The following is an 18,547-nucleotide window of genomic DNA, read 5'->3' on the forward strand; positions in this document are numbered from 1 at the left end:
CTACAGCAGGAATCCGAGAGCGTTCAGGCTGTCGGTCGAGTTGATCAGGCGCACCACCTTCTGTTCCAGGCGGATGCCTTCCTGCGTGAAGCGCAGGCGGTGTGTCAGGTCTGCCGCGAACAGCGTGTGGATCTCGCGCTTGTACGCAACCAGGACCTGCGCCGAGCTGACCTCGATGACGTCGGCCGAACGCGATACTTCGGTGAAGCGCGAGACGGTGCGCACGGTGCGGGCGGCATCGACGGCCGACACAGAGTTGCCGGAGGTCAGGCGCTCGATGCGCATGTCACGCATGCGCGCGTCGTCGTAGGCGTAGTTCAGCGTGGCCTCGAAGTCGGTGGTATCCGGGTTGATCGGCACCACGTAGTGGCCGGTGTCGCTCCACAGTCCGGCCCACTGGTGATAGTTCTTGCGGTCGAGCAGTTCCGCCTCGCGCCAGATGAACTCGGCGGCAAGCTGCAGCGAGGGCGAGACCATGGACAGTTCGTTCGGCTTATTCATCGCTCATCATCCTTTTCCACATGCGGTAGGCTTCGCGCATGCCGCCTTCGTCGGTGGCGTGCGAGATCTTGTCGCCGTTGTCGGCGACGACTTCGCGGTTCAGGCCGCGGTTGACCAGGATCGGCACGTCCTTGCCGGCGTACGAGCCGCGCTGCACGCGCTCCCAGGCTTCGGCGTCGTCAGGACTGCCGAAGCCGAAGGGGCCCTGGAAGTGCTCATGGATGCGCAGCCGCTCGCGGTTGGCGATCTCGGGGCCGCCGTCCATGCCCAGGGCAATGTGGCGAATCTCGGTTTCCGTCGCCGATACCGGATGCAGCACGCGGAAGAAGGCCATCGACATCGCGACGTTGGGGAACAGGTTCAGGTTGAAGCCCGCGCCATGCAGCGCACGGACAATGCGGCGCACCTGCTCGGGCGGCATCTCTTTTGAGAGCGCCTCGGTCACGTGCGCGAAGCGTTCCTGCAACGGCTCCGTGCCGTCGTCCTGGTCGAGGTCGACGTGCCCGGGCACCATCACCATCACGCTGTGGCCGTTGCCCAGTGCGTGGGTGACTGCCTTTTCGTCGGTCATGAAAGACAGCATCTCGGACGTCTCTTCATCCACCGACGACATCCACGACTTGTGGACGATCGGGAAGTGGTAGCCGTCGGTGGTGTTCTCGAGCTGGATCTTCCAGTTGCCCCGGAAGCGGAACTTGTGTTCGCCCTGGGTCTTGATGGGGTAGCCCGCGCCCTGCTTCATGAACAGGTCGATCCAGCGCTTTGCTTCGCCGAGGAAGTCGCCGAGCGGTTCCACGTCCTGGTTGAAGCTGGCGAAGACCATGCCGGCGTAGCTGTCCACGCGCAGCGAGCGCAGCGGCAGTTCCGACTTGTCCAGGATGTCCTCGTAGCCGTCGGGGTAGGGCAGGGCGCGCAGCTTGCCGTCCAGGCCGTAGGACCAGCTATGGTATGGGCAGGTGAAGCCGGTGGCGTTGCCTTTCGACTTCTCGCACACCGTGGCGCCGCGATGGCGGCAGCGATTCTCGAGCACGCGGATGGCGCCGGTCTTGTCGCGCACGACGATGACGGGCTGGCGGCCAATCTTCGTGGTCTTGAAGTCGCCGGGGTTGCGGATCTCGCTCTCGTGCGCGACCCAGATCCAGGTCTTGTAGAAAATGCGCTCTTGCTCGAGCTCGAACAGGCCGGGATCGTAGTACATCGAACCGTCCACGCGGTCCGCCTGCACCAGTTGCTCAGGCTTTGCCGCGAAGGTCAGCGGCTGGTAGCTATCGTGGGTATCGTGGGAACACATGCTAGTTCTCCGTGGGTTCAGTGGGAGGCACCATCGGCAGCGACCGCGCGCTCGATCCGGGTGGCGATGGCGCAGACCGTTTCGTCGTCACGCTTGCGTCCGACGATCTGGAGCCCGGCCCTGATTGGGATGCCGGGGACGCCGGGCAGCGACACGGGCAGGGTGAGTGCGGGATGGCCGCTCAGGTTGAAGGGCCGCACCAGCGAGGTCAGGCCAAGGATCGGCGCTCCTTCGCGGACTGCGGCAAGGGTTGGGGGCAATCCGGGAAGCGTGGGCAGCACGATCGCGTCGACTTCGTCGAGCACGGCGTCGACCTGCGCCATGAATGCGTGGCGCACGACTTTGGCCTGCAGCAGATCGTCGCGCCCGACCTGGCTCGCGGCGATCAGGCGTTGCCCGACATCGGGCTGCAATGCACCCGAGCCGGCCAGGTGGCCGAAGGCCGCCCAGGTCTCGGCACTGATGATCTGCATGCCGGCCTCATAAGCGGCGCTCATGCCGTCGAGTCGGACGCGCTGCGTGGAGAAGCCTGACTTGCATAGCGCACTGGCGACGGCTTCGAGAATCGCGGGGTCCGCCTGCACCTCGTCCAGCAGGCCGATGCGGAAGCACCGCCCGGCACCGTGCGCCTGCAATGGATCGAAGCCCGGCGCAATCACCGCCATCGCGGCGACGATGCCGGCGACGTCATCTGCAAAGGGTCCAACGCAATCCAGCGAGGACTCGGCCGGATGCGCACCGCGTCGGCTGACGCGGCCAAAGGTCGGCTTCAGGCCAACGACCCCGCAACAGGCCGCGGGCATGCGGATGGATCCGCCGGTATCGGTGCCCAGCGCGATGCGCACTTCACCGGCGGCTACCGCGGCGGCGGAGCCGCTGGAAGAACCACCCGGAATCCGGTCGGGAGCCTGGGGATTGACCGGTGTGCCGACGAAGTCGTTGATGCCCGAGATGCCGAAGGCGAGTTCGTGCATCGTGGTCTTGCCGACGATGGACCAGCCGGCATTGAGCAGCCGGGACACCACTTCCGCGTGTTCGGCAGCGGGCGGCGCGTCGCGCAGCGCCCGGCTGCCCGCGGCCGTGGGGTAGCCCGCGATGTCGATGCAATCCTTGATGGCGATGGCGGGACCGGAGCCCCCCAGGCGGATGCGTGAGACGAAGCCGGTCATTGCGGCGTCTCCTTGCGCGCAAGCGCGACCTCCAGGCAGGACAACCGCTCCGTCTGGAAATGCCTGATGCGGGCGGTTCCGTCAGTGTCGACCGCGAATTCGACCGCCAGGCGTGCCGAAATCAGTTCGGTCTTCCCGCCGGCATGGACCGATAGCTGCTGCATGATCCAGTGGCCGCGCACAACGCCCGCTTCCGCGGCCATCGCTTCGCTGGTGAGGAAGTGCACGTTGCGCAGGAAATGCGGCGAGGGCGGAAGGTAGCTGCGCAGGAAGTTGGCGATGGCGGCCGGTCCGACGTGCCGGCCGAACCCCGTGGCGTACTCGGCGCCGACGCCTTCCCATACGGCGTCGCCGGTGAACAGCGCTTCCAGTTCGCCGTCGCGCGCATCGTTCGGCGCCGGCACGTCGCACAACGACATATAACGGGACAGCGTGCGTCGCGCCGCGTTCTGGGCTTCGAGCGCGGCGAGCCGGGTTGCCAGGAGACTCGCGGCGGCGCCGGTCTCGCCGGACTGCGCGATGCACTGCGCTTGCGTCATGGCTTCAGGCCGCCTCGGCGGGGATTTCGAGCGCGCGACCCACGCGCGCCTCGATCTTGGCGTAGCGCCACAGGCTATGCTCGCCGACCGGCGTGGTGCGGAACAGGTTGCAGGCGGCGACGACGGTTGCATAGTCCACGACGTCGGCCATGATGTAGACGGTCCATGGCGACGTCGTGGAGGGGCCGACCATCAGGCGGTCATCGTCGATGGCGCCGAGGATCGTGACGCCGGGCAGTGCCGCCATGGATTTCATCATGGCGCTGAATCCCTTCCACACTTCGATGCCCTGGCCCGTCGGCAAGTCGAAGAAGTTCTGGGTGATGCCGATGCAGAAGAGGACGCGCAGGGGAGTTTGGGCAGGTTGCGACATGGGGACTCCAGGTGGTTCTATGGTGGAAGGAGGGACGATGTAGCGGGTCAGATATACCCCGGCATGGGGGGCACGCCCAGGCACACGGCGCCGGCGGCGTCGTACAGTCCTTCGCCAAGGAACGCGTGCTGGGTCACGACCATCGCGTCGCGCAGGTAGCGCTGCAGCGGGTGCCCGTCGTAGATCGCGGCCGTGCCCGCGAGCAGGTAGGCTGCCTGCACAGCGGATGCGCCCGCGCGCGTGGCCTGCACTGCCGCAAGGCGCACCAGGCTGGTTTGTTCGGCAGAGACGGCGTCGCCCTTCAGGATCGAATCCCAGGCCGCCTCGGTGGTCTCGTAGAAGAAGCCGCGCGCTGACCGCAGCTCGGCTTCCGCCTTGGCCACGGAGATGCGCAGGTATGGGCGGTCGGCCATCTTCGGCGCGCCGGTAATGCCGGTGCGGCCGCCGGCCATCCGCGACACCTCATCCAGCGCCGCGCGGGCGACGCCAAGATTGACCACCGCCAGTACCTGCGCCGCGTAGGCGAGGGACGGGTAGCGGTAGAGCGGTTCGTCTACGGAAGGCGTGCCGCCGCGCACGAAGGTCCACGCGTCGGAGACGAATACGTTCCTGACGCGAAGATCATGACTGCCGGTGCCGCGCAGCCCGATCACTTCCCAGTTCTCGACGATCTCCACATCCTCGGGCATCAGCACGGCCGTGCGCGGCTTGCCGCCGTCGCCGACGCCGATGCCCACGCCGAGAATGTCGGCGCCCTTGCAGCCGCTCGCGAACTTCCACAGCCCGTTGACGCGCCAGCCGCCATCGACCTTCTCGGCTGGCTGGATGGGAAACAGGCCACCGGCGAACGCGATGTCCGGCCCATTTGCGTAGAGGCGGGCGAGGGTGTCGCGGGGCAGCGCTGCAAGGTAGACCGCGGCCGAGCCGAAGCTCGCGACCCATCCGGCGGAGCCGTCGGCCTCGGAGATCGTCTCGATCAGCTTGAGGAATTCAGACGGCGACCTTGCATCGCCGCCGAAGCACCGCGGCGTGGCCGCGCGATAGACACCGAGCTGCTTCAGGCGGGATACCATATCCCGCGGCACGTGCCGCTTCGCGTCGAATTCGTCCCGGCGGGCGCGGACCTCGTCCAGTACGCGGGCGAGCAGGTCCGGGCGCGGCCCGGCATCGGTGGCCTGGGGCGCAGCGATGCCGGGGTGTTGGTTGAGGAGGCTTTCCGACACGGCGGAATGCAACATAGTTGTCTCCTGTGGATGGTGTGGGCCGGCTCGGGAACCGGCTCTGACGGTGTGGACCGTTGAAACCAGTCTAGCGACGGCCCAGGGGGCCAAACAATTGGAGCGGGGCGTGCATTGCCGCACGGTTTCCCGGGGCCGGGTAAAGGAAATACCTATACGGGTCCGGGCTGTCCCGGCGGTACGCTTCGGGATGGACCTATTCACCAGCGCGGCCGTGGCCTCCGGGCGAGCTTCCGCGCGCAGGAACCACCATGTACTCATTCGGCAAAGATGACTTCTATCGCATGGTCGAGGCGCTGACCCTGCGCGTGATCCTCCATGACGCTGACACCAAGTCCATCCTCTGGGCGAACCGCGCGGCGCGCGAGACACTGGGCTTTACGCTGGAAGAGTTTCCGGCGCTTAAGGCACCCGACATGACCAGCAGCGCGGCGAAATACCGGCGCGAGGTGGGGCTCAAATGGCTGGATGACGCGGCCCGGACGGGCCAGAGCGTGATCGAATGGTGTTACCGGGCAAAGAACGGCAACGAGATCCTGTCGGAGGCCATCGCCACGCGTGTGTCGCTGGAGTCCCGTGACGTGCTGATGGTGCAGTTCCGGGACATCTCGGCGGAGGAGGCGCTCAAGCGCGAGCTGCGGCGCTCGGAAAGCCGGCTCAGGGAGTTCATGCATGACCTGGCCGAAGGCGTCGTGGTGGTAGATCGCGGCGGGTGCGTGGTGTACGTCAGCGAATCCGGGTGCCGGATCCTCGGGCGTGCCGAGGAAGCCGTGCTCGGGACGACGTTTGACACCTTCTGCGAAGTTCCCCTGATGCCTTTACTGCGCGACAACGTGCCGCCGGATGCGACCACCCGGGGCTCCTTTTCCACGCGGTACCGCGTGCGGACCGCGACGGGGGAGCTGCAGTGGCATCAGGCGGCCATGCGCTACGTAGAGATCGAGGACGATGTCAGCGGCTACCTGCTGCTGTTTCGCGACGTCACGGCGCAGGTCGAGGCCGAATCCCTGGAGCGCGAGCGGGAGCGGGAGATCGAATACCTCGCCCGCTACAACGCGATGGGGGAAATGGCGATGACGATCGCGCATGAGCTGAGCCAGCCCCTCGCGGCAACGCGCAACTTCATCGAGGGCGCGTCGATGCGCCTGGCGAAGAACCATGCCGATCCGCATCCGATCCGCTTCGGGCTCGAGGCGGCGGCCCGCCAGGTGGAGCATGCGTCGCTGATCATCAAGAGCATCCGCGAGTATGTCGTCAAGCTCGAACAGGCCGAAGTGCTGGCCAACCTGAACGACATCGTCAACGACAGCGCGTATTTCATCTCCCTCAAGTGCGAGGAAGCGGATGTGCGGCTCGAACTGGCGCTATCCACCGACCCGTTGCCGATCAGCTGCGAGAAGGTCCTGATCGGTCAGGTGATCCTCAATATCGCGTTCAACGCCATCGAGGAGATGGCGGCGCTCCCCAGCGACCGCCGCACGCTGCGCATCGAAACCTGCGCCGCCGCAGACAAGGCGATCCTCTCGGTGCACGACCAGGGGCGCGGGCTGCCGCATGCAGACAGTCAGCGGATCTTCGACGGATTCTTCTCCGGCAAGCCGGGCGGCAACGGGATCGGGCTCGCGCTCTGCAAGAGTATCGTATCGCGGCATCGCGGCGACATCTGGGCGCAGAATCGCGTGCCCTACGGCACGTCATTCGCCTTTTCCGTGCCACTGTGCGCGAGCCCTGCCGACCGCAGGCGCCGTGCCGCAGGCCGCCGCGCCAGCTAGCCCGGCGTGCCGCCCGAACCCGACGCCCAGACCTCCATCACCTCACGCACCAGCGTGGCCGTGCTCACCACGCCGAGTTTCTCGCGGATCTTGGTGCGATGGACGTCGACGGTCTTCACGCTGATGTGCAGTTCGTCCGCAATCACCTTGCTCGCCTTCCCGTCCAGCACGCGGCGCAGGATTTCCTGTTCGCGCGCGGTGAGTTTGTCCAGCTTCGCGCGGATCTTCTTGCGTTGCTCGGCGCAGTCGTGCAACTGGATCGCCCGCTTCAGTGCCCCCTGGATCTTCTCGAGCATCTGCTGCGGGTTGTAGGGCTTCTCGACGAAGTCGATCGCGCCGTGCTGCAGCGCCTTCACCGACATCGGAATATCCCCGTGCGCCGAGACAAAGATGATCGGCAGCGTTGCGCCTTGCGCGTTGAGCATTTCCTGCAGCTGGAATCCGCCGGTCTCGGGCATGCGGACGTCCAGCACCAGGCACGCAGGGCGCTCGGGATCGTAGGCGGCCAGGAAGTCCCGCGCGCCGGCAAAGCACTCGGCCTGGACCGACACCGTCTCAAGGAGCCATGCCAGGGAAGTACGGAGTTCTTTGTCATCGTCGACGATGTAGACGATAGCCGAGGAAGCAGTCATGTCGGGGGCGCTTTCGTGTATGACGTACCGCACCAACGGGTCGGCGGGTGCACATCTGAGTGGGCTGCCCGGTCGGGTGCTTGAAGTGTCAAGGGTACACCAAGCCCGCTGACTACCAGGATAAAGAAAACACGTAGATGGCCTCTCACTAGCCTGCCAATCCGGGTGGTTCGCATGAATAGCGGCCACGCCTGGCATTGCCCTACGCTTTTAGCGAAGCCGATAACGTAGGGAGGCCCCCCGATGAATGCCGTCAATCAAACAGATTTCCGCCAGGCCATGGCGCACCTGCCCGCCGGGGTCAACATCGTCACGACACAGGGCTCGGCAGGCCGGTGCGGTATCACCGCCAGCGCCGTGTGCTCGGTAACGGACTCACCGCCGACCATCCTCGTTTGCGTGAACCGGGGCAGTGCCTCGCACGCCATCTTCCAACGCAATGGCCGGCTGTGCGTCAATGTGTTGAATAGCGAACAGGAAGAGCTTGCCCGGCATTTCGCCGGTATGACGCAGGTGCCCATGGAAGACCGTTTCGCGTGGGACATCTGGGACGAAGGCGATGCCGACCAGCCGGCCCTGCGCGATGCCATTGTCAAGCTGCAAGGCAGCATCAGCGATTGCAAGGAGGTGGGTTCCCACTCGGTCATCTTCGTCACGCTCGATCGTGTCGCGGTCGGCCACCAAGGCGGGAGCCTGGTGTATTTCAACCGCGATTTTCACCGCGTGCAGCACGCGAGATAGCGCCTGCCGTTTTGTGCCGAGCGCACCGCCGGGGCACGTTCTTGCAACGCGGTTCCATCGTCGCCCTGTTGGGCGGCATCACCAACTGGCGCGGGTCTAAGGGAATTACCTATGCGCCCCGCCAGAATCCTCTATGCGAGCGCAAACGCGACCCAATATCGCACCCCCGCGGTACGTCATACGCTGCGCTGGGAATTTCATGAAAGGAGAGAGGCAATGCCAGTCGTGCAGATTTACCTGATCGAAGGCCGGTCGCAGCAGCAGAAGGAGGCGTTCATCACCGATGTCACTGACGCCGCGATCAATGCGCTTGGCGTCGACCGCTCTTCGGTCAGGGTGATGTTCCTCGACGTGCCGAAGACCGACTACGCCATCGGCGGCCAGACCGCGAAGGCGCTTGGCCGGTAGGCCTCCAGTCACTCAAGCAAGAAACGCGACACCGGGCCGTCCGCGCATCGCACACGGCCTGACAAAGGCGTACGCCCACCACGGTTGTCGCGGCCATTATCCACAAAGGAGACAAGTCATGCGACCAGATAGCGATCTTACGATCGATGCCATGCCCGCCGCTGCCATGCCGTTGCCGGGGGAAAGATTCCGCGAAGCAGACGCCATGGCCGGCGAACGCGGAGTCCGAAGGTTCTACCGCCGGTTGCTCGCCCTCTTCGTTCCGCTGCTGGTGCCGCTGGCGGGACTCGCCGCTGAGGGACGGCCCATGGAATGGGTTGTCGGCTATGCCGCTGGCGGGGGCTCCGATGTTGTCGCCCGCATGCTGGCCGAAGCGATGGGCAAGACGCTCGACCGCACCATCGTCGTCGTCAACAAGCCGGGGGCCGGCTCCAATATCGCAGCCGACTACGTCGGCAAGAGCAAGGACATCGGCAACGTCGTGATGACCGCCGATTCGGCGATGTTGGCCGCCAACCCATCGCTCTACAGCAAGCTCACCTACAGCGCGGAGAAAGACTTCGCGCCGGTCGGATCGATCGCTCGCTTTCCGCTGGTGCTGGTGGTGGCGCCGAACGTGCCGGCGACGAACCTGAAGGAGTTTCTTGCCTGGGCCAAACGCAACCCGGAGGGCATGACCTACGCCTCGCCGGGACCAGGCAGCCCGCACCATCTGGTGACCGAACTGTTCCGCCAGCAAACAGGACTGAAGCTTACGCACGTGCCGTACCGCGGCGCGGCGCCGGCGCTGCTGGACCTGATCGGCGGGCGGGTGCCGTTCATGTTCGTCGACACCTCGAGTGGGGGCGCCTACATCACGTCGGGCAAGGTCAAGCCGATCGGCGTGGCCAGTGCCTCACGGCTCAAGACGATGGGCGAGATTCCGACCTTGAGCGAGCAGGGCATGGCCGGCTTCGAGGCCTATGCGTGGCAGGCGCTGGTGGTGCCGACGGCCACGCCGCGGGAGGCAGTCACCGCCCTCAACAAAGCGTTGGTCGAGGCGCTCGGCACGACGGCCATCAAGGCGCGCCTGCAGGCACTTGGCATCGAGCCCGCGCCGAGCACGCCGGCCGAGCTCGCCACCTATGCGCGCAGCGAGCGTGAGCGGTGGGGACGCGTGATCCGCGATGCCGGAATCAAGCTGGATTGATTCGCACGCGAGCAAGGAGACCTTGGCATGAGCAGGTACGGCGACAACCGCGACGCCGTGCGTGACCGCGCGCACCGCGACGTCTACATCGACCCGGAGCTGTTCCCGCTGGAACAGGAGCACTTTTTCGCCAACACCTGGAACTACGTTGGCTATGAAAGCAAGAAACGCGACACCGGGCCGTCTGCGCATCGCACACGGCCTGACAAAGGCGTACGCCCACCACGGTTGTCGTGGCCAATCCACAAGGGAGACAAGTCATGAGACCAGGTAGCGATCCCACGATCGATGCCATGCCCGCCCCTGCCATGCCGTTGTCGGAGGAAAGATTCCGCGAAGCAGACGCCATGGCCGACGAACGCGTGGTCGGAAAGATCTACCGCCGGTTGATCGGCTTCCTGTTCGTCCTCTTCATGCTCTCATCCCTAGGCCACATCAATATCGGCTTCGCGGGACTGACGATGGGGCGCGACCTCGGCCTCTCGGCAACGGAGTTCAACCTCGCCTCGACCGTGCTCTATGGCGCCTACATTTTTTCGGGGTGCCGAGCAACATCATGCTCGGCAAGCTCGGCGCGCGTCGCTGGGTCGCGATCATCATGGTGGCGTGGGGCATTGCATCGACCGCGACGATGTTCGCCTCGGATGCCAACAGCCTTTACGTCCTGCGCATCCTGGTCGGCATCACGGAAGCGGGCTTCCTGCCCGGCGTCCTGCTGTACATGATGTTCTGGTTCCCGTCGGCGCATCGCGCACGCGCCAACGCGTTCTTCATGATCGCCATGCCTGTGACGTCGGCCCTCGGCGCCTAGCGGAGGCGCATGACGTGTCGCTGGCGAAGACGCTGTGCTCGCTGCCGGTGATGCAACTGGCCGTGGCCTATTTCCTGCTGGTCAAAGTTGGACTGGCCGAAATTGCCGAACATGCCCGACGACGAAGTGGTCATCACGATGCGGCCATACTCCTGGGCGCGCATGATTTCCCAGACGGCCTTGGTGCAGTAGATCGAGCCCATGAGGTGCACGTCCAGCACGGCCTTGATGTCGGCGATCTCGAGCTTGCTGAATGACTTGTCGCGCAGGATGCCGGCGTTGTTGACTGGGTGTCCTGGTACAACCATCACCGGCTGCTCGGCTCCATTGGGTACGTGCCACCGGCCGAAGCCGAAGCCGAAGCAACGTATTATCGGCAACTTACCGAGCAGGCCGCCACGGCCTGACTTAAACCAACTAGCCTCCACGAAAGCCGGGGCGATTCAGGACGCTGATCGTCACGTCGTTGCTTCCCTCGTTGAAGCCGTTCGCCGTGGCGACGATGATGGAAACGGCGCCGGTGATGCTGGACGCCGAACTGAGCCCGGAAACCAACACGCTGGGAATGATCAGCACCTGGGTGCCGCAGATTGTCAAGAGCTGCTCTCAGGCCTGATGCGGCGCAAGCTGCTGCGTGCAATGGGTCTTGCCGACGTCAGGATTGCATATATCGGTTCAGCCGCGGTGCCCACATACCTGCTGCGCTGGTATTGCCGGCTTGGCCTGGAGTTGCCCGAGGGTTACGCGATGACGGAAAATTTCGGATACTCGCATTTCAACAGCTTGGGTAGCGCGCGCGAAGGATATGTCGGACAGTGTTCTCCCGATGTGCAGTGCCGTATTGCGCCAAACGGCGAGATCCTGGTCAAGAGTCCAGCACAGATGCTTGGGTACTACAAGGAATCCGGCCTGACGGCCGACAGCCTGACGCCAGACGGCTACATCAAGACCGGCGACCGTGGCTACATAGACGCCCGTGCGTTCCTGCGCATTACCGGTCGCATGAATGATCCATTCAAGACGGCCAAGGGTATCTTTGTCAACCCGGCACCAATCGAAGCCAGCCTGACCAGCCATCCATGGATCGAAGCTGCCTGCGTGACCGGGGCTGGCCGCACGCAACCGTTTGCGCTGCTGATGCTGAACCAGGCGGCCCGCGAGTTCGTGGCGCGGGGAGCATGCGCAGCCGTGGCGCGGACCCTGGAACAGTTGCGCCATCGGATCAACACGCAACTGCCGGCTCATGAGAGGCTCGATATGATGGTGGTTGTCCGCAAGCGCTGGAGCGTGCAGAGCGGCGACTTGACGCCGAGCCTGAAGATCCGTCGTGCCTCCGTCGAAGACCGCCATTTGTGGCAAGTGAATTCGTTCTCGAGTTGCGGGGACACAATCGTGTTTGAATAGCGAGGTATGCCAGCATGGCTTCACCCTCTTCAGGAGGGGCGCGCGCTGCAGTCAACGCTGGTGCTGGGTCTCGTTCAACGCTACAGCTCTATAAGCGTGCGGCTGTTGCCGGTATCCGTGGCCGCATGAACGGCTTACGCGAGCACGTGGAACGGGCGTTGGAAGGCTACCGACCCGGCGTCTTGCCCGGGCGTAGCTTCCGCAGAGGGCGGAAGGTCCAGCAACGCGCGCACATCCCGCTCGATCGTTGCGAGCGAAGCGGACCTGGACAGGGCGCGGGCAAACCGGCCGTCGAGGCCTGGTGGCAGACGCAGCCACATATTGTCCGAGACCAGCAGCAGGCGCCTTGGCTTCAGCACCAGGCTGGCCAGGCGCAGCAGGTGCCAGCCTTCGGCAAGATCCGGCGGCATGCCGAACACAAGCAATGCCGGAGCCGGCAGGCGCGCATTGCGTGCCGCCAGGGCGTCCGTTTCCACGAGTTCGACCCGGCCAATGCCCGGCATTTCTCCGAGCAGGCGCATGACTCCGTGCCGGTACACCGGCATGTCGTCGATCACCACGGCATGTGCCTCGCGGCTGCGCCCCAGGACTTGCTCCCAGGCGGCCGCTCCACGGTTCGTCCAGCTCATCCTTGTCTCCTCCGGTTTGCCTGCGCTGGCTTCGTGACCAGCGCCCTGCACCAGTACCAGCAAGGGCAATGCCAACTCTGGCACGGCCGCCTCGTGCCATCGCGCACAAGCGCGGGAGCCAGGCCCGCTGCGGGTTTCCGGGAGGTTGACGCAGACCTGCCGGCCTTTGCGGACGACTGACGGCCGCGGCGGGGTGTTACGTGTAACGTAACGTGTTACGCGACCGGCCTCGGCCGGACGCCGGAGGCTGTCGAAACCAGCGTCCCGCGCAGGGCAGGACGCCAACGACCGAAAGCTGGTGCTCAATCGCGATCGGTCTCAATTCGCCTTAATCTGCCACAGAGCCCCACCCTGGAACCGCGCGATGCAAGCACATCCCTTACGCCTTTGTCCCGGCGACGATCTGCGTGCCGCACTCGAAGACGTCGGACGACCGCCTTACGCATGAAGCCTATGCCTTGGCACACTTGATGACGGTATCGAGCGTGCGAGTGGTGATGCCCTTCCCGAACGAGCGTTCGAGCAGGCGCATGAACACCGGGCCTTTCTTCGGATCGGGCACGTAGGCGCTGAAGACCTCCGTGGCATTGGCCTTGACGATGCTTGCGCCGTCGCGCTCGATGGGCAGCTCCACGTCTGGCGGCACCGGGTTGCGGAGAAAGGTGACAACCCGCTTGGCCGAAGGCGCAAGGCTGAGCCCGGCGAAAGGGTCCGAGTCGATGAGGTCCTGGAGATAGCGGGACGGCCGGACGAAGGTGTCGAAGCTGTGGCCCAGTTCAGACTGCATCGCCTTCTCGGCGCGTCGCTCCAGGCTGGCCAGTGACGACGATCGCGCGTTGAACACGACATTGCCGCTGGAGAGCAGGGTTTTCACTTCGGAGAAGCCCGCCGCCTCGAAGCAGCGCTTGAGTTCGGGCATCCGGGCGTTCATCGGGCTGATGCCGCGAAGAAAGGCAACGTATCGGGACATGGCTATCTCGTGATTGCTGGCGAATCGCCACACAGCTTGCGGTCAACGGTAGACAGGCTGGTTCGAATGGCTGCAGACATGATGCGAGCAATGCGCTGGTGTGTCTGCCACCTTGCCATGTCCCGTGCATGAACGGCACGGAAGTTGGCGTCCCAGGCTTGCGGCAAATGCGCTGGCGTCAGCGGCGCCACTAGCGGCGAACCCGCCGTGGCGGGCGCTGGATCGCAAATCCAGGCCGCTGCGGCCGGGTTGCCCCCTCCATGCCCACATAAGAAGAAAAATAGGCATCGAGCTGATCCCGGGTAAGGACGTTTCCTTGCATTTCCTGCTGCATCCCGCGCAGCAGCGCCGGCAGTGGCTACGCCTTGATGGCCTCGCTTGCCGCCTCGTCGATCAAGGCCGCGACTTCTGGTGCCTGCGACGCCAGCGAAGCATGGCTTGCCGCCAGGGTGATGACTTTCCTGGCATTGAGCCGGGCCGCCATCTTCTGCTGGTTCTCCGGGGCGATCATCCGGTCTTCGCTTGAGACCTGGTACCAGGACGGCTTCTTCTTCCACGCCGGCGCGGTGATGGTATCGCCAAAGGTGCTGGCAAGCGGCGCCTTCTGCGTCACCGCCATCACCAGGGCTTCGTCGGGCGACAGGTCCTGGCAGAAGCTCTCGTGGAACTTGTCGGGGTTGAGCCAAAGGTAGCCATCGCTGTCGGGCACCAGGTTCGGCGCTGCGGCAGGAAGATGCTGCTGCGTGATTGCGCCGGGGCTCTCCCCCGCGTCGGGAGCGAAGGCCGCGATATAGACAAGCCCGACCACATTCGGCTGGTCACCCGCCTGGGTAATCACGGCGCCGCCGTACGAATGCCCCACCAGCAGGACAGGGCCTGCCTGCTGGGCAATCATCTTGCGGGTGCGCTCGGCATCGTCAGCCAGCGAGGTCAACGGGAGCTCCACGGCGCGCAGGGACGGATACCCCTTGCGTGCCAGCTCAATGATGACGTTGCGCCAATGCGCGGCGCCGCCCCAGAACCCGTGCACCAACACAACCGTAGGCTTGTTGCTCATGACCTGGACTCCTGTTCGTGGATGAATACGGCTCGCCGATCATGGCGGCGAGCCGTGGGTCTTCGGCGGAGCGGCCCGGCTTGAACCGATGCCACGAAGGCTCGGCCTGGCGCCCCATACGACTATAGGAACAATGGCGCAACGGGGCGAGCCATGATCGCGGGCCCTGAGGTATGCGGAATTTGCCGCGCTGGCATCGGGGCTGCGCGTCTGCGCCGAAGGAGCGCAGGCGCATCGGCAAGCTCAGCCTGCGGCGTTCTCCTGCGCCGCGTCGTATTGACCCAGGCAGGCCATGGCATTCAGCCGTGAGCGCTGCAGCAGCGCCCGTTGCGCTTGCGCGGCGTTGGCGGCGTCGCCGCGCCAGGCCAGCAGGGGCGGCTCCTGCAAGGCGCGCCCGTAGGAGAAGGACAATCGCCAGGGCAGCGGGGCAAGCCGGTTCATGGCGTCCAGATTGACGGTGGCCTCGGTGGGCGTCTGGCCGCCGGACAGGAAGAAGATGCCCGGCACCGCCGCCGGCACCGTGCGCCTGAGCACCTGCACGGTCTGCATGGCGACCTCGGCCGGGGCCGCGTGCCCGGCCTCCTTGCCGGGCAGCACCATGCTCGGCTTCAGCAGCATGTGCTCGAGCACCACCGCATGCCGGTGCAAGGCATGAAAGACTGCGTGCAGCACGGCCTCGGTAACCTCGGCGCAACGCGCCATGGAGTGCGCGCCGTCCATCAGCACCTCGGGCTCGACGATGGGTACCACGCCTGCTTCCTGGCAGATCGCGGCATAGCGTGCCAGCGCTTCCGCATTGGCCTGGACGGCAGCCCAGCCCGGCAACTTGTCCGAAACGTTGTAGACCGCACGCCACTTGGCAAAGCGCGCGCCCTGCTGGCGATAGCCGGCAAGCCGCTTGGCCAGCCCGTCGAGACCCTCGGTGATCTCGTCCCCGGGTGCCAGGGCGAGCGCGATCTTGCCCTTGTCCACCTTGATACCGGGCACGATGCCCTGGCGCGCCGCCAGTTCCGGCAGCGGCGTGCCATCGTCGGCGCGCTGACCCAAGGTTTCCTCGTACAGGATCACGCCGCTGATGAACTCGCCAAGACCTGGGCTCGACAAGAGCAGGTTGCGCCACGCGCGGCGGTTTTCCTCGCTCGACTCCACGCCGATGCGTTCGAACCGCTTGGCGATGGTCGGCCCGCTCTCGTCGGCTGCCAGCAACCCTTTGCCCGCTTGTGCCAGGGCGTCCACGGTGGCTTGCAATTCGCTTTTTCTGTCCATGATCAGGCTCCGTGCAGGTGACATAGGAACAAGCATTGGCGCGAAAACGCCGTCGCGCAAGCCAGGCGGGGCGCGTAGCGCCTGCCTAAGGTGGCCGCCCGAACGCTTCGCGCAGCTTGCCCTTGGCCTTTTCCAGCGTGGCGCGGCGCGCCTTGGGCAGATGACGGCCGGCGCGATTGATGTAGAAATTGAGCATCGACATCGCCGACTGGAACGCCGTGCCCTTGCGGCGCCGGCTGCTCACGGCGGAACGCTTGAGCGAGGCGGCAATTTCCTCAGGGTTGTCCGAGGCGAAGAGGTGCGGTTCGAGGTCCAGCGCGTCGCTGTGCTCGGTTACCTGCTGCGACCAGCGCCGCGTCTTGCCGCGGCCCTTTGCCGGCTTGCGGGTGGATTTCGTGGCGGCCATTTCCGGTCCTCCCACAGCGTTATCGGGATCCGTCTAGCGTAGGCAACTTCTCGCGGTCCGTGGGGCTCAGGCGGGACCGGTGCGTGGTGGCAAGACCGCCCGAGCGGTGTGGGATAATTGCGCTTTTGCCCAGGGCGCAGCTCAAGAGGTTGTTCGCAACGGGCGCGCAAGGGCCCTTATTCCTGTGGCCCGCTTCCTTTCTGCGATATTTCTTCAGCAATAAAAAATGCCCACATACCGTTCCAAAACCTCCACCGCCGGCCGCAACATGGCAGGGGCGCGCTCGCTCTGGCGCGCCACCGGCATGAAAGACGAAGATTTTTCCAAGCCCATCGTTGCGGTGGTCAACTCCTTCACCCAGTTCGTGCCCGGGCACGTGCACCTGAAGGACCTGGGCCAGCTGGTCGCGCGCGAGATCGAGGCCGCGGGCGGCGTGGCCAAGGAGTTCAATACGATCGCGGTCGATGACGGCATCGCCATGGGCCACGACGGCATGCTGTATTCGCTGCCCAGCCGCGACATCATCGCGGACTCGGTGGAATACATGGTCAACGCGCACTGCGCCGACGCCATGGTGTGCATCTCCAACTGCGACAAGATCACCCCCGGCATGCTGATGGCCGCGATGCGGCTCAACATCCCGGTGATCTTCGTCTCCGGCGGCCCGATGGAAGCCGGCAAGACGCGCCTGGCCAACCCCGTCACCAAGGCCATGGAGTTCAAGAAGCTCGACCTGGTGGACGCCATGGTGATCGCCGCCGACAGCGCTTATTCCGACGCCGACGTGGCCGAGGTGGAGCGCTCCGCCTGCCCCACCTGCGGTTCGTGCTCGGGCATGTTCACCGCCAACTCCATGAACTGCCTGACCGAGGCGCTGGGCCTGTCGCTGCCCGGCAACGGCACGGTGGTGGCCACCCACGCGGACCGCGAGCAGCTGTTCAAGCGCGCCGGCAGCCGCATCGTGGAACTGGCGCGCCAGTACTACGAGCAGGAAGACGCGCGCGTCCTGCCGCGCGCGGTAGGCTTCAAGGCGTTCGAGAACGCCATGACGCTGGATATCGCCATGGGCGGCTCCACCAACACCATCCTGCACCTGCTGGCGATCGCGAGCGAGGCGGGCATCGACTTCGGCATGACCGATATCGACCGTCTCTCGCGCGTGGTGCCGCAGCTGTGCAAGGTGGCGCCCAACACCAACAAGTACCACATCGAAGACGTGCATCGCGCGGGCGGCATCATGGCCATCCTGGGCGAGCTGGAGCGCGCCGGCAAGCTGCACACCGACGTGCCCACGGTGCATGCCCCCACGCTCAAGGACGCGCTGGAGCAGTGGGACATCAGCCGGACCCGGGACGAAGCCGTCAGGAACTTCTACCTGGCCGGCCCGGCGGGCGTTCCCACCCAGGTGGCGTTCAGCCAGAACACGCGCTGGCCCAGCCTGGACCTGGACCGCGCCGAGGGCTGCATCCGCTCCTACGAGCACGCCTTCTCCAAGGAAGGCGGCCTGGCGGTGCTGACGGGCAATATCGCGCTCGACGGCTGCGTGGTGAAGACCGCCGGCGTGGACGAGAGCATCCTCGTGTTCGAAGGCACGGCCCACGTCACCGAATCGCAGGACGAGGCGGTGGAGAACATCCTCAACGACAAGGTCAAGGCCGGCGACGTGGTGATCGTGCGCTACGAAGGCCCCAAGGGCGGCCCCGGCATGCAGGAGATGCTCTACCCCACCAGCTACATCAAGTCCAAGGGCCTGGGCAAGGCCTGCGCGCTGCTGACCGACGGCCGCTTCTCCGGCGGCACCTCGGGTTTGTCCATCGGCCACTGCTCGCCCGAAGCGGCGGCTGGCGGCGCCATCGGCCTGGTGCGCGACGGCGACAAGATCCGCATCGACATTCCCAACCGCACCATCAACGTGCTGCTGTCCGACGAGGAACTGGCGAGCCGCCGCGAAGAGCAGAACGCCAAGGGGTGGAAGCCGGCCAAGGCGCGTCCGCGCAAGGTGTCTGCTGCGCTAAAGGCTTACGCCAAGCTGGTGATGTCGGCGGACAAGGGCGCGGTGCGGGACTTGTCGTTGCTGGATGACTGATCCTGGGGCGACCCTTTACTTCGTTTGCCGGGAAGGCCGCTCTTTGGAGCGGCTTTTTTTTGGTT

21 protein-coding genes and 1 pseudogene are annotated in these 18,547 nt (G+C 65.3%); 8 read left to right on the top strand and 14 right to left on the bottom strand.

Features of this window, described 5'->3' with window-relative positions; genetic code table 11:
* From AC3WON_RS22270 to AC3WON_RS22295, 6 genes are read right to left on the bottom strand one after another with little or no spacing between them, the layout of a single operon-like run.
* A complete protein-coding gene (locus AC3WON_RS22270) occupies positions 1-501 on the bottom strand; it encodes an aromatic-ring-hydroxylating dioxygenase subunit beta (protein ID WP_492352777.1) in 501 nt (166 codons plus the stop codon).
* Positions 494-1,792, bottom strand: a complete 1,299-nt coding sequence (locus tag AC3WON_RS22275) for an aromatic ring-hydroxylating oxygenase subunit alpha (protein ID WP_492352778.1) — start codon at positions 1,790-1,792, stop codon at positions 494-496. Before AC3WON_RS22275 ends, AC3WON_RS22270 begins: the two co-directional genes overlap by 8 nt.
* A gap of 17 nt (positions 1,793-1,809) precedes the next feature.
* Positions 1,810-2,961 (bottom strand): amidase, encoded by a 1,152-nt coding sequence (locus AC3WON_RS22280; protein ID WP_492352779.1) that lies wholly within the window; start codon positions 2,959-2,961, stop codon positions 1,810-1,812.
* Positions 2,958-3,500: a nuclear transport factor 2 family protein gene (locus tag AC3WON_RS22285; RefSeq protein WP_492352780.1), complete on the bottom strand. Its 543-nt coding sequence runs from the start codon at positions 3,498-3,500 to the stop codon at positions 2,958-2,960. Before AC3WON_RS22285 ends, AC3WON_RS22280 begins: the two co-directional genes overlap by 4 nt.
* A gap of 4 nt (positions 3,501-3,504) precedes the next feature.
* On the bottom strand, positions 3,505-3,873 hold the full coding sequence (locus tag AC3WON_RS22290) for a hypothetical protein (RefSeq protein WP_209762072.1): 369 nt from the start codon (positions 3,871-3,873) through the stop codon (positions 3,505-3,507).
* Between the two features lie 47 nt (positions 3,874-3,920).
* Entirely contained in the window at positions 3,921-5,111 is a 1,191-nt protein-coding gene (locus AC3WON_RS22295) for an acyl-CoA dehydrogenase family protein (RefSeq protein WP_492352781.1), read from the bottom strand.
* 251 nt (positions 5,112-5,362) lie between these two features.
* On the opposite strand from AC3WON_RS22295, the gene AC3WON_RS22300 reads away from it, so the two are divergent.
* Positions 5,363-6,883, top strand: coding sequence for a sensor histidine kinase (locus tag AC3WON_RS22300; protein WP_492318109.1), 1,521 nt, complete (start codon positions 5,363-5,365; stop codon positions 6,881-6,883).
* On the opposite strand, the gene AC3WON_RS22305 is transcribed toward AC3WON_RS22300, so the two are convergent.
* Positions 6,880-7,515 (bottom strand): response regulator transcription factor, encoded by a 636-nt coding sequence (locus tag AC3WON_RS22305; RefSeq protein ID WP_492318108.1) that lies wholly within the window; start codon positions 7,513-7,515, stop codon positions 6,880-6,882. The genes AC3WON_RS22300 and AC3WON_RS22305 overlap by 4 nt on opposite strands.
* Before the next feature lie 243 nt (positions 7,516-7,758).
* Here AC3WON_RS22305 and hpaC point away from each other — a divergent pair, with 243 nt between their 5' ends.
* From hpaC to AC3WON_RS22330, 5 genes are all read left to right on the top strand, one after another.
* Positions 7,759-8,256: a 4-hydroxyphenylacetate 3-monooxygenase, reductase component gene (gene hpaC, locus AC3WON_RS22310; RefSeq protein ID WP_492318107.1), complete on the top strand. Its 498-nt coding sequence runs from the start codon at positions 7,759-7,761 to the stop codon at positions 8,254-8,256.
* Positions 8,257-8,367: 111 nt separating this feature from the next.
* Positions 8,368-8,664: a tautomerase family protein gene (locus AC3WON_RS22315; protein WP_492352782.1), complete on the top strand. Its 297-nt coding sequence runs from the start codon at positions 8,368-8,370 to the stop codon at positions 8,662-8,664.
* Positions 8,665-8,869: 205 nt separating this feature from the next.
* Entirely contained in the window at positions 8,870-9,853 is a 984-nt protein-coding gene (locus tag AC3WON_RS22320) for a Bug family tripartite tricarboxylate transporter substrate binding protein (protein WP_492318215.1), read from the top strand.
* A gap of 27 nt (positions 9,854-9,880) precedes the next feature.
* Complete coding sequence (locus AC3WON_RS22325) at positions 9,881-10,117, top strand: hypothetical protein (protein ID WP_492352783.1); 237 nt, start codon at positions 9,881-9,883, stop codon at positions 10,115-10,117.
* Between the two features lie 292 nt (positions 10,118-10,409).
* Complete coding sequence (locus tag AC3WON_RS22330) at positions 10,410-10,664, top strand: MFS transporter (protein ID WP_492318104.1); 255 nt, start codon at positions 10,410-10,412, stop codon at positions 10,662-10,664.
* A gap of 83 nt (positions 10,665-10,747) precedes the next feature.
* Here the strand turns inward: AC3WON_RS22330 and AC3WON_RS22335 are convergent.
* Together AC3WON_RS22335 and AC3WON_RS22340 are read right to left on the bottom strand one after the other, a co-directional pair.
* Positions 10,748-10,951, bottom strand: a pseudogene (locus AC3WON_RS22335) (SDR family NAD(P)-dependent oxidoreductase); the annotation flags it as partial.
* A gap of 130 nt (positions 10,952-11,081) precedes the next feature.
* Positions 11,082-11,261 carry a hypothetical protein gene (locus AC3WON_RS22340; RefSeq protein WP_492352784.1) on the bottom strand — a complete coding sequence of 60 codons (180 nt, stop codon included), beginning with the start codon at positions 11,259-11,261 and terminating at the stop codon, positions 11,082-11,084.
* A gap of 18 nt (positions 11,262-11,279) precedes the next feature.
* On the opposite strand from AC3WON_RS22340, the gene AC3WON_RS22345 reads away from it, so the two are divergent.
* Positions 11,280-12,068 (top strand): acyl-CoA synthetase family protein, encoded by a 789-nt coding sequence (locus AC3WON_RS22345; protein ID WP_492352785.1) that lies wholly within the window; start codon positions 11,280-11,282, stop codon positions 12,066-12,068.
* Between the two features lie 134 nt (positions 12,069-12,202).
* Here the strand turns inward: AC3WON_RS22345 and AC3WON_RS22350 are convergent, their stop codons facing one another.
* From AC3WON_RS22350 to AC3WON_RS22370, 5 genes are all read right to left on the bottom strand, one after another.
* Positions 12,203-12,781, bottom strand: a complete 579-nt coding sequence (locus tag AC3WON_RS22350) for a DNA-binding response regulator (RefSeq protein ID WP_492352786.1) — start codon at positions 12,779-12,781, stop codon at positions 12,203-12,205.
* 367 nt (positions 12,782-13,148) lie between these two features.
* Positions 13,149-13,667, bottom strand: a complete 519-nt coding sequence (locus AC3WON_RS22355) for a DUF1697 domain-containing protein (protein ID WP_492318100.1) — start codon at positions 13,665-13,667, stop codon at positions 13,149-13,151.
* 358 nt (positions 13,668-14,025) lie between these two features.
* Entirely contained in the window at positions 14,026-14,724 is a 699-nt protein-coding gene (locus AC3WON_RS22360) for an alpha/beta hydrolase (protein ID WP_492318099.1), read from the bottom strand.
* Positions 14,725-14,967: 243 nt separating this feature from the next.
* Positions 14,968-15,990, bottom strand: coding sequence for a class I fructose-bisphosphate aldolase (locus tag AC3WON_RS22365; RefSeq protein WP_492318098.1), 1,023 nt, complete (start codon positions 15,988-15,990; stop codon positions 14,968-14,970).
* 85 nt (positions 15,991-16,075) lie between these two features.
* The gene (locus tag AC3WON_RS22370) at positions 16,076-16,396 is read right to left on the bottom strand and encodes a DUF3175 domain-containing protein (RefSeq protein ID WP_492318097.1); all 321 of its coding nucleotides are present in this window, start codon (positions 16,394-16,396) and stop codon (positions 16,076-16,078) included.
* 226 nt (positions 16,397-16,622) lie between these two features.
* Here AC3WON_RS22370 and ilvD point away from each other — a divergent pair, with 226 nt between their 5' ends.
* On the top strand, positions 16,623-18,482 hold the full coding sequence (ilvD, locus tag AC3WON_RS22375) for a dihydroxy-acid dehydratase (protein ID WP_492352787.1): 1,860 nt from the start codon (positions 16,623-16,625) through the stop codon (positions 18,480-18,482).
* The last annotated feature ends 65 nt before the right edge of the window (positions 18,483-18,547 follow it).

Source organism: Cupriavidus sp. FW305-46 (assembly GCF_058787075.1).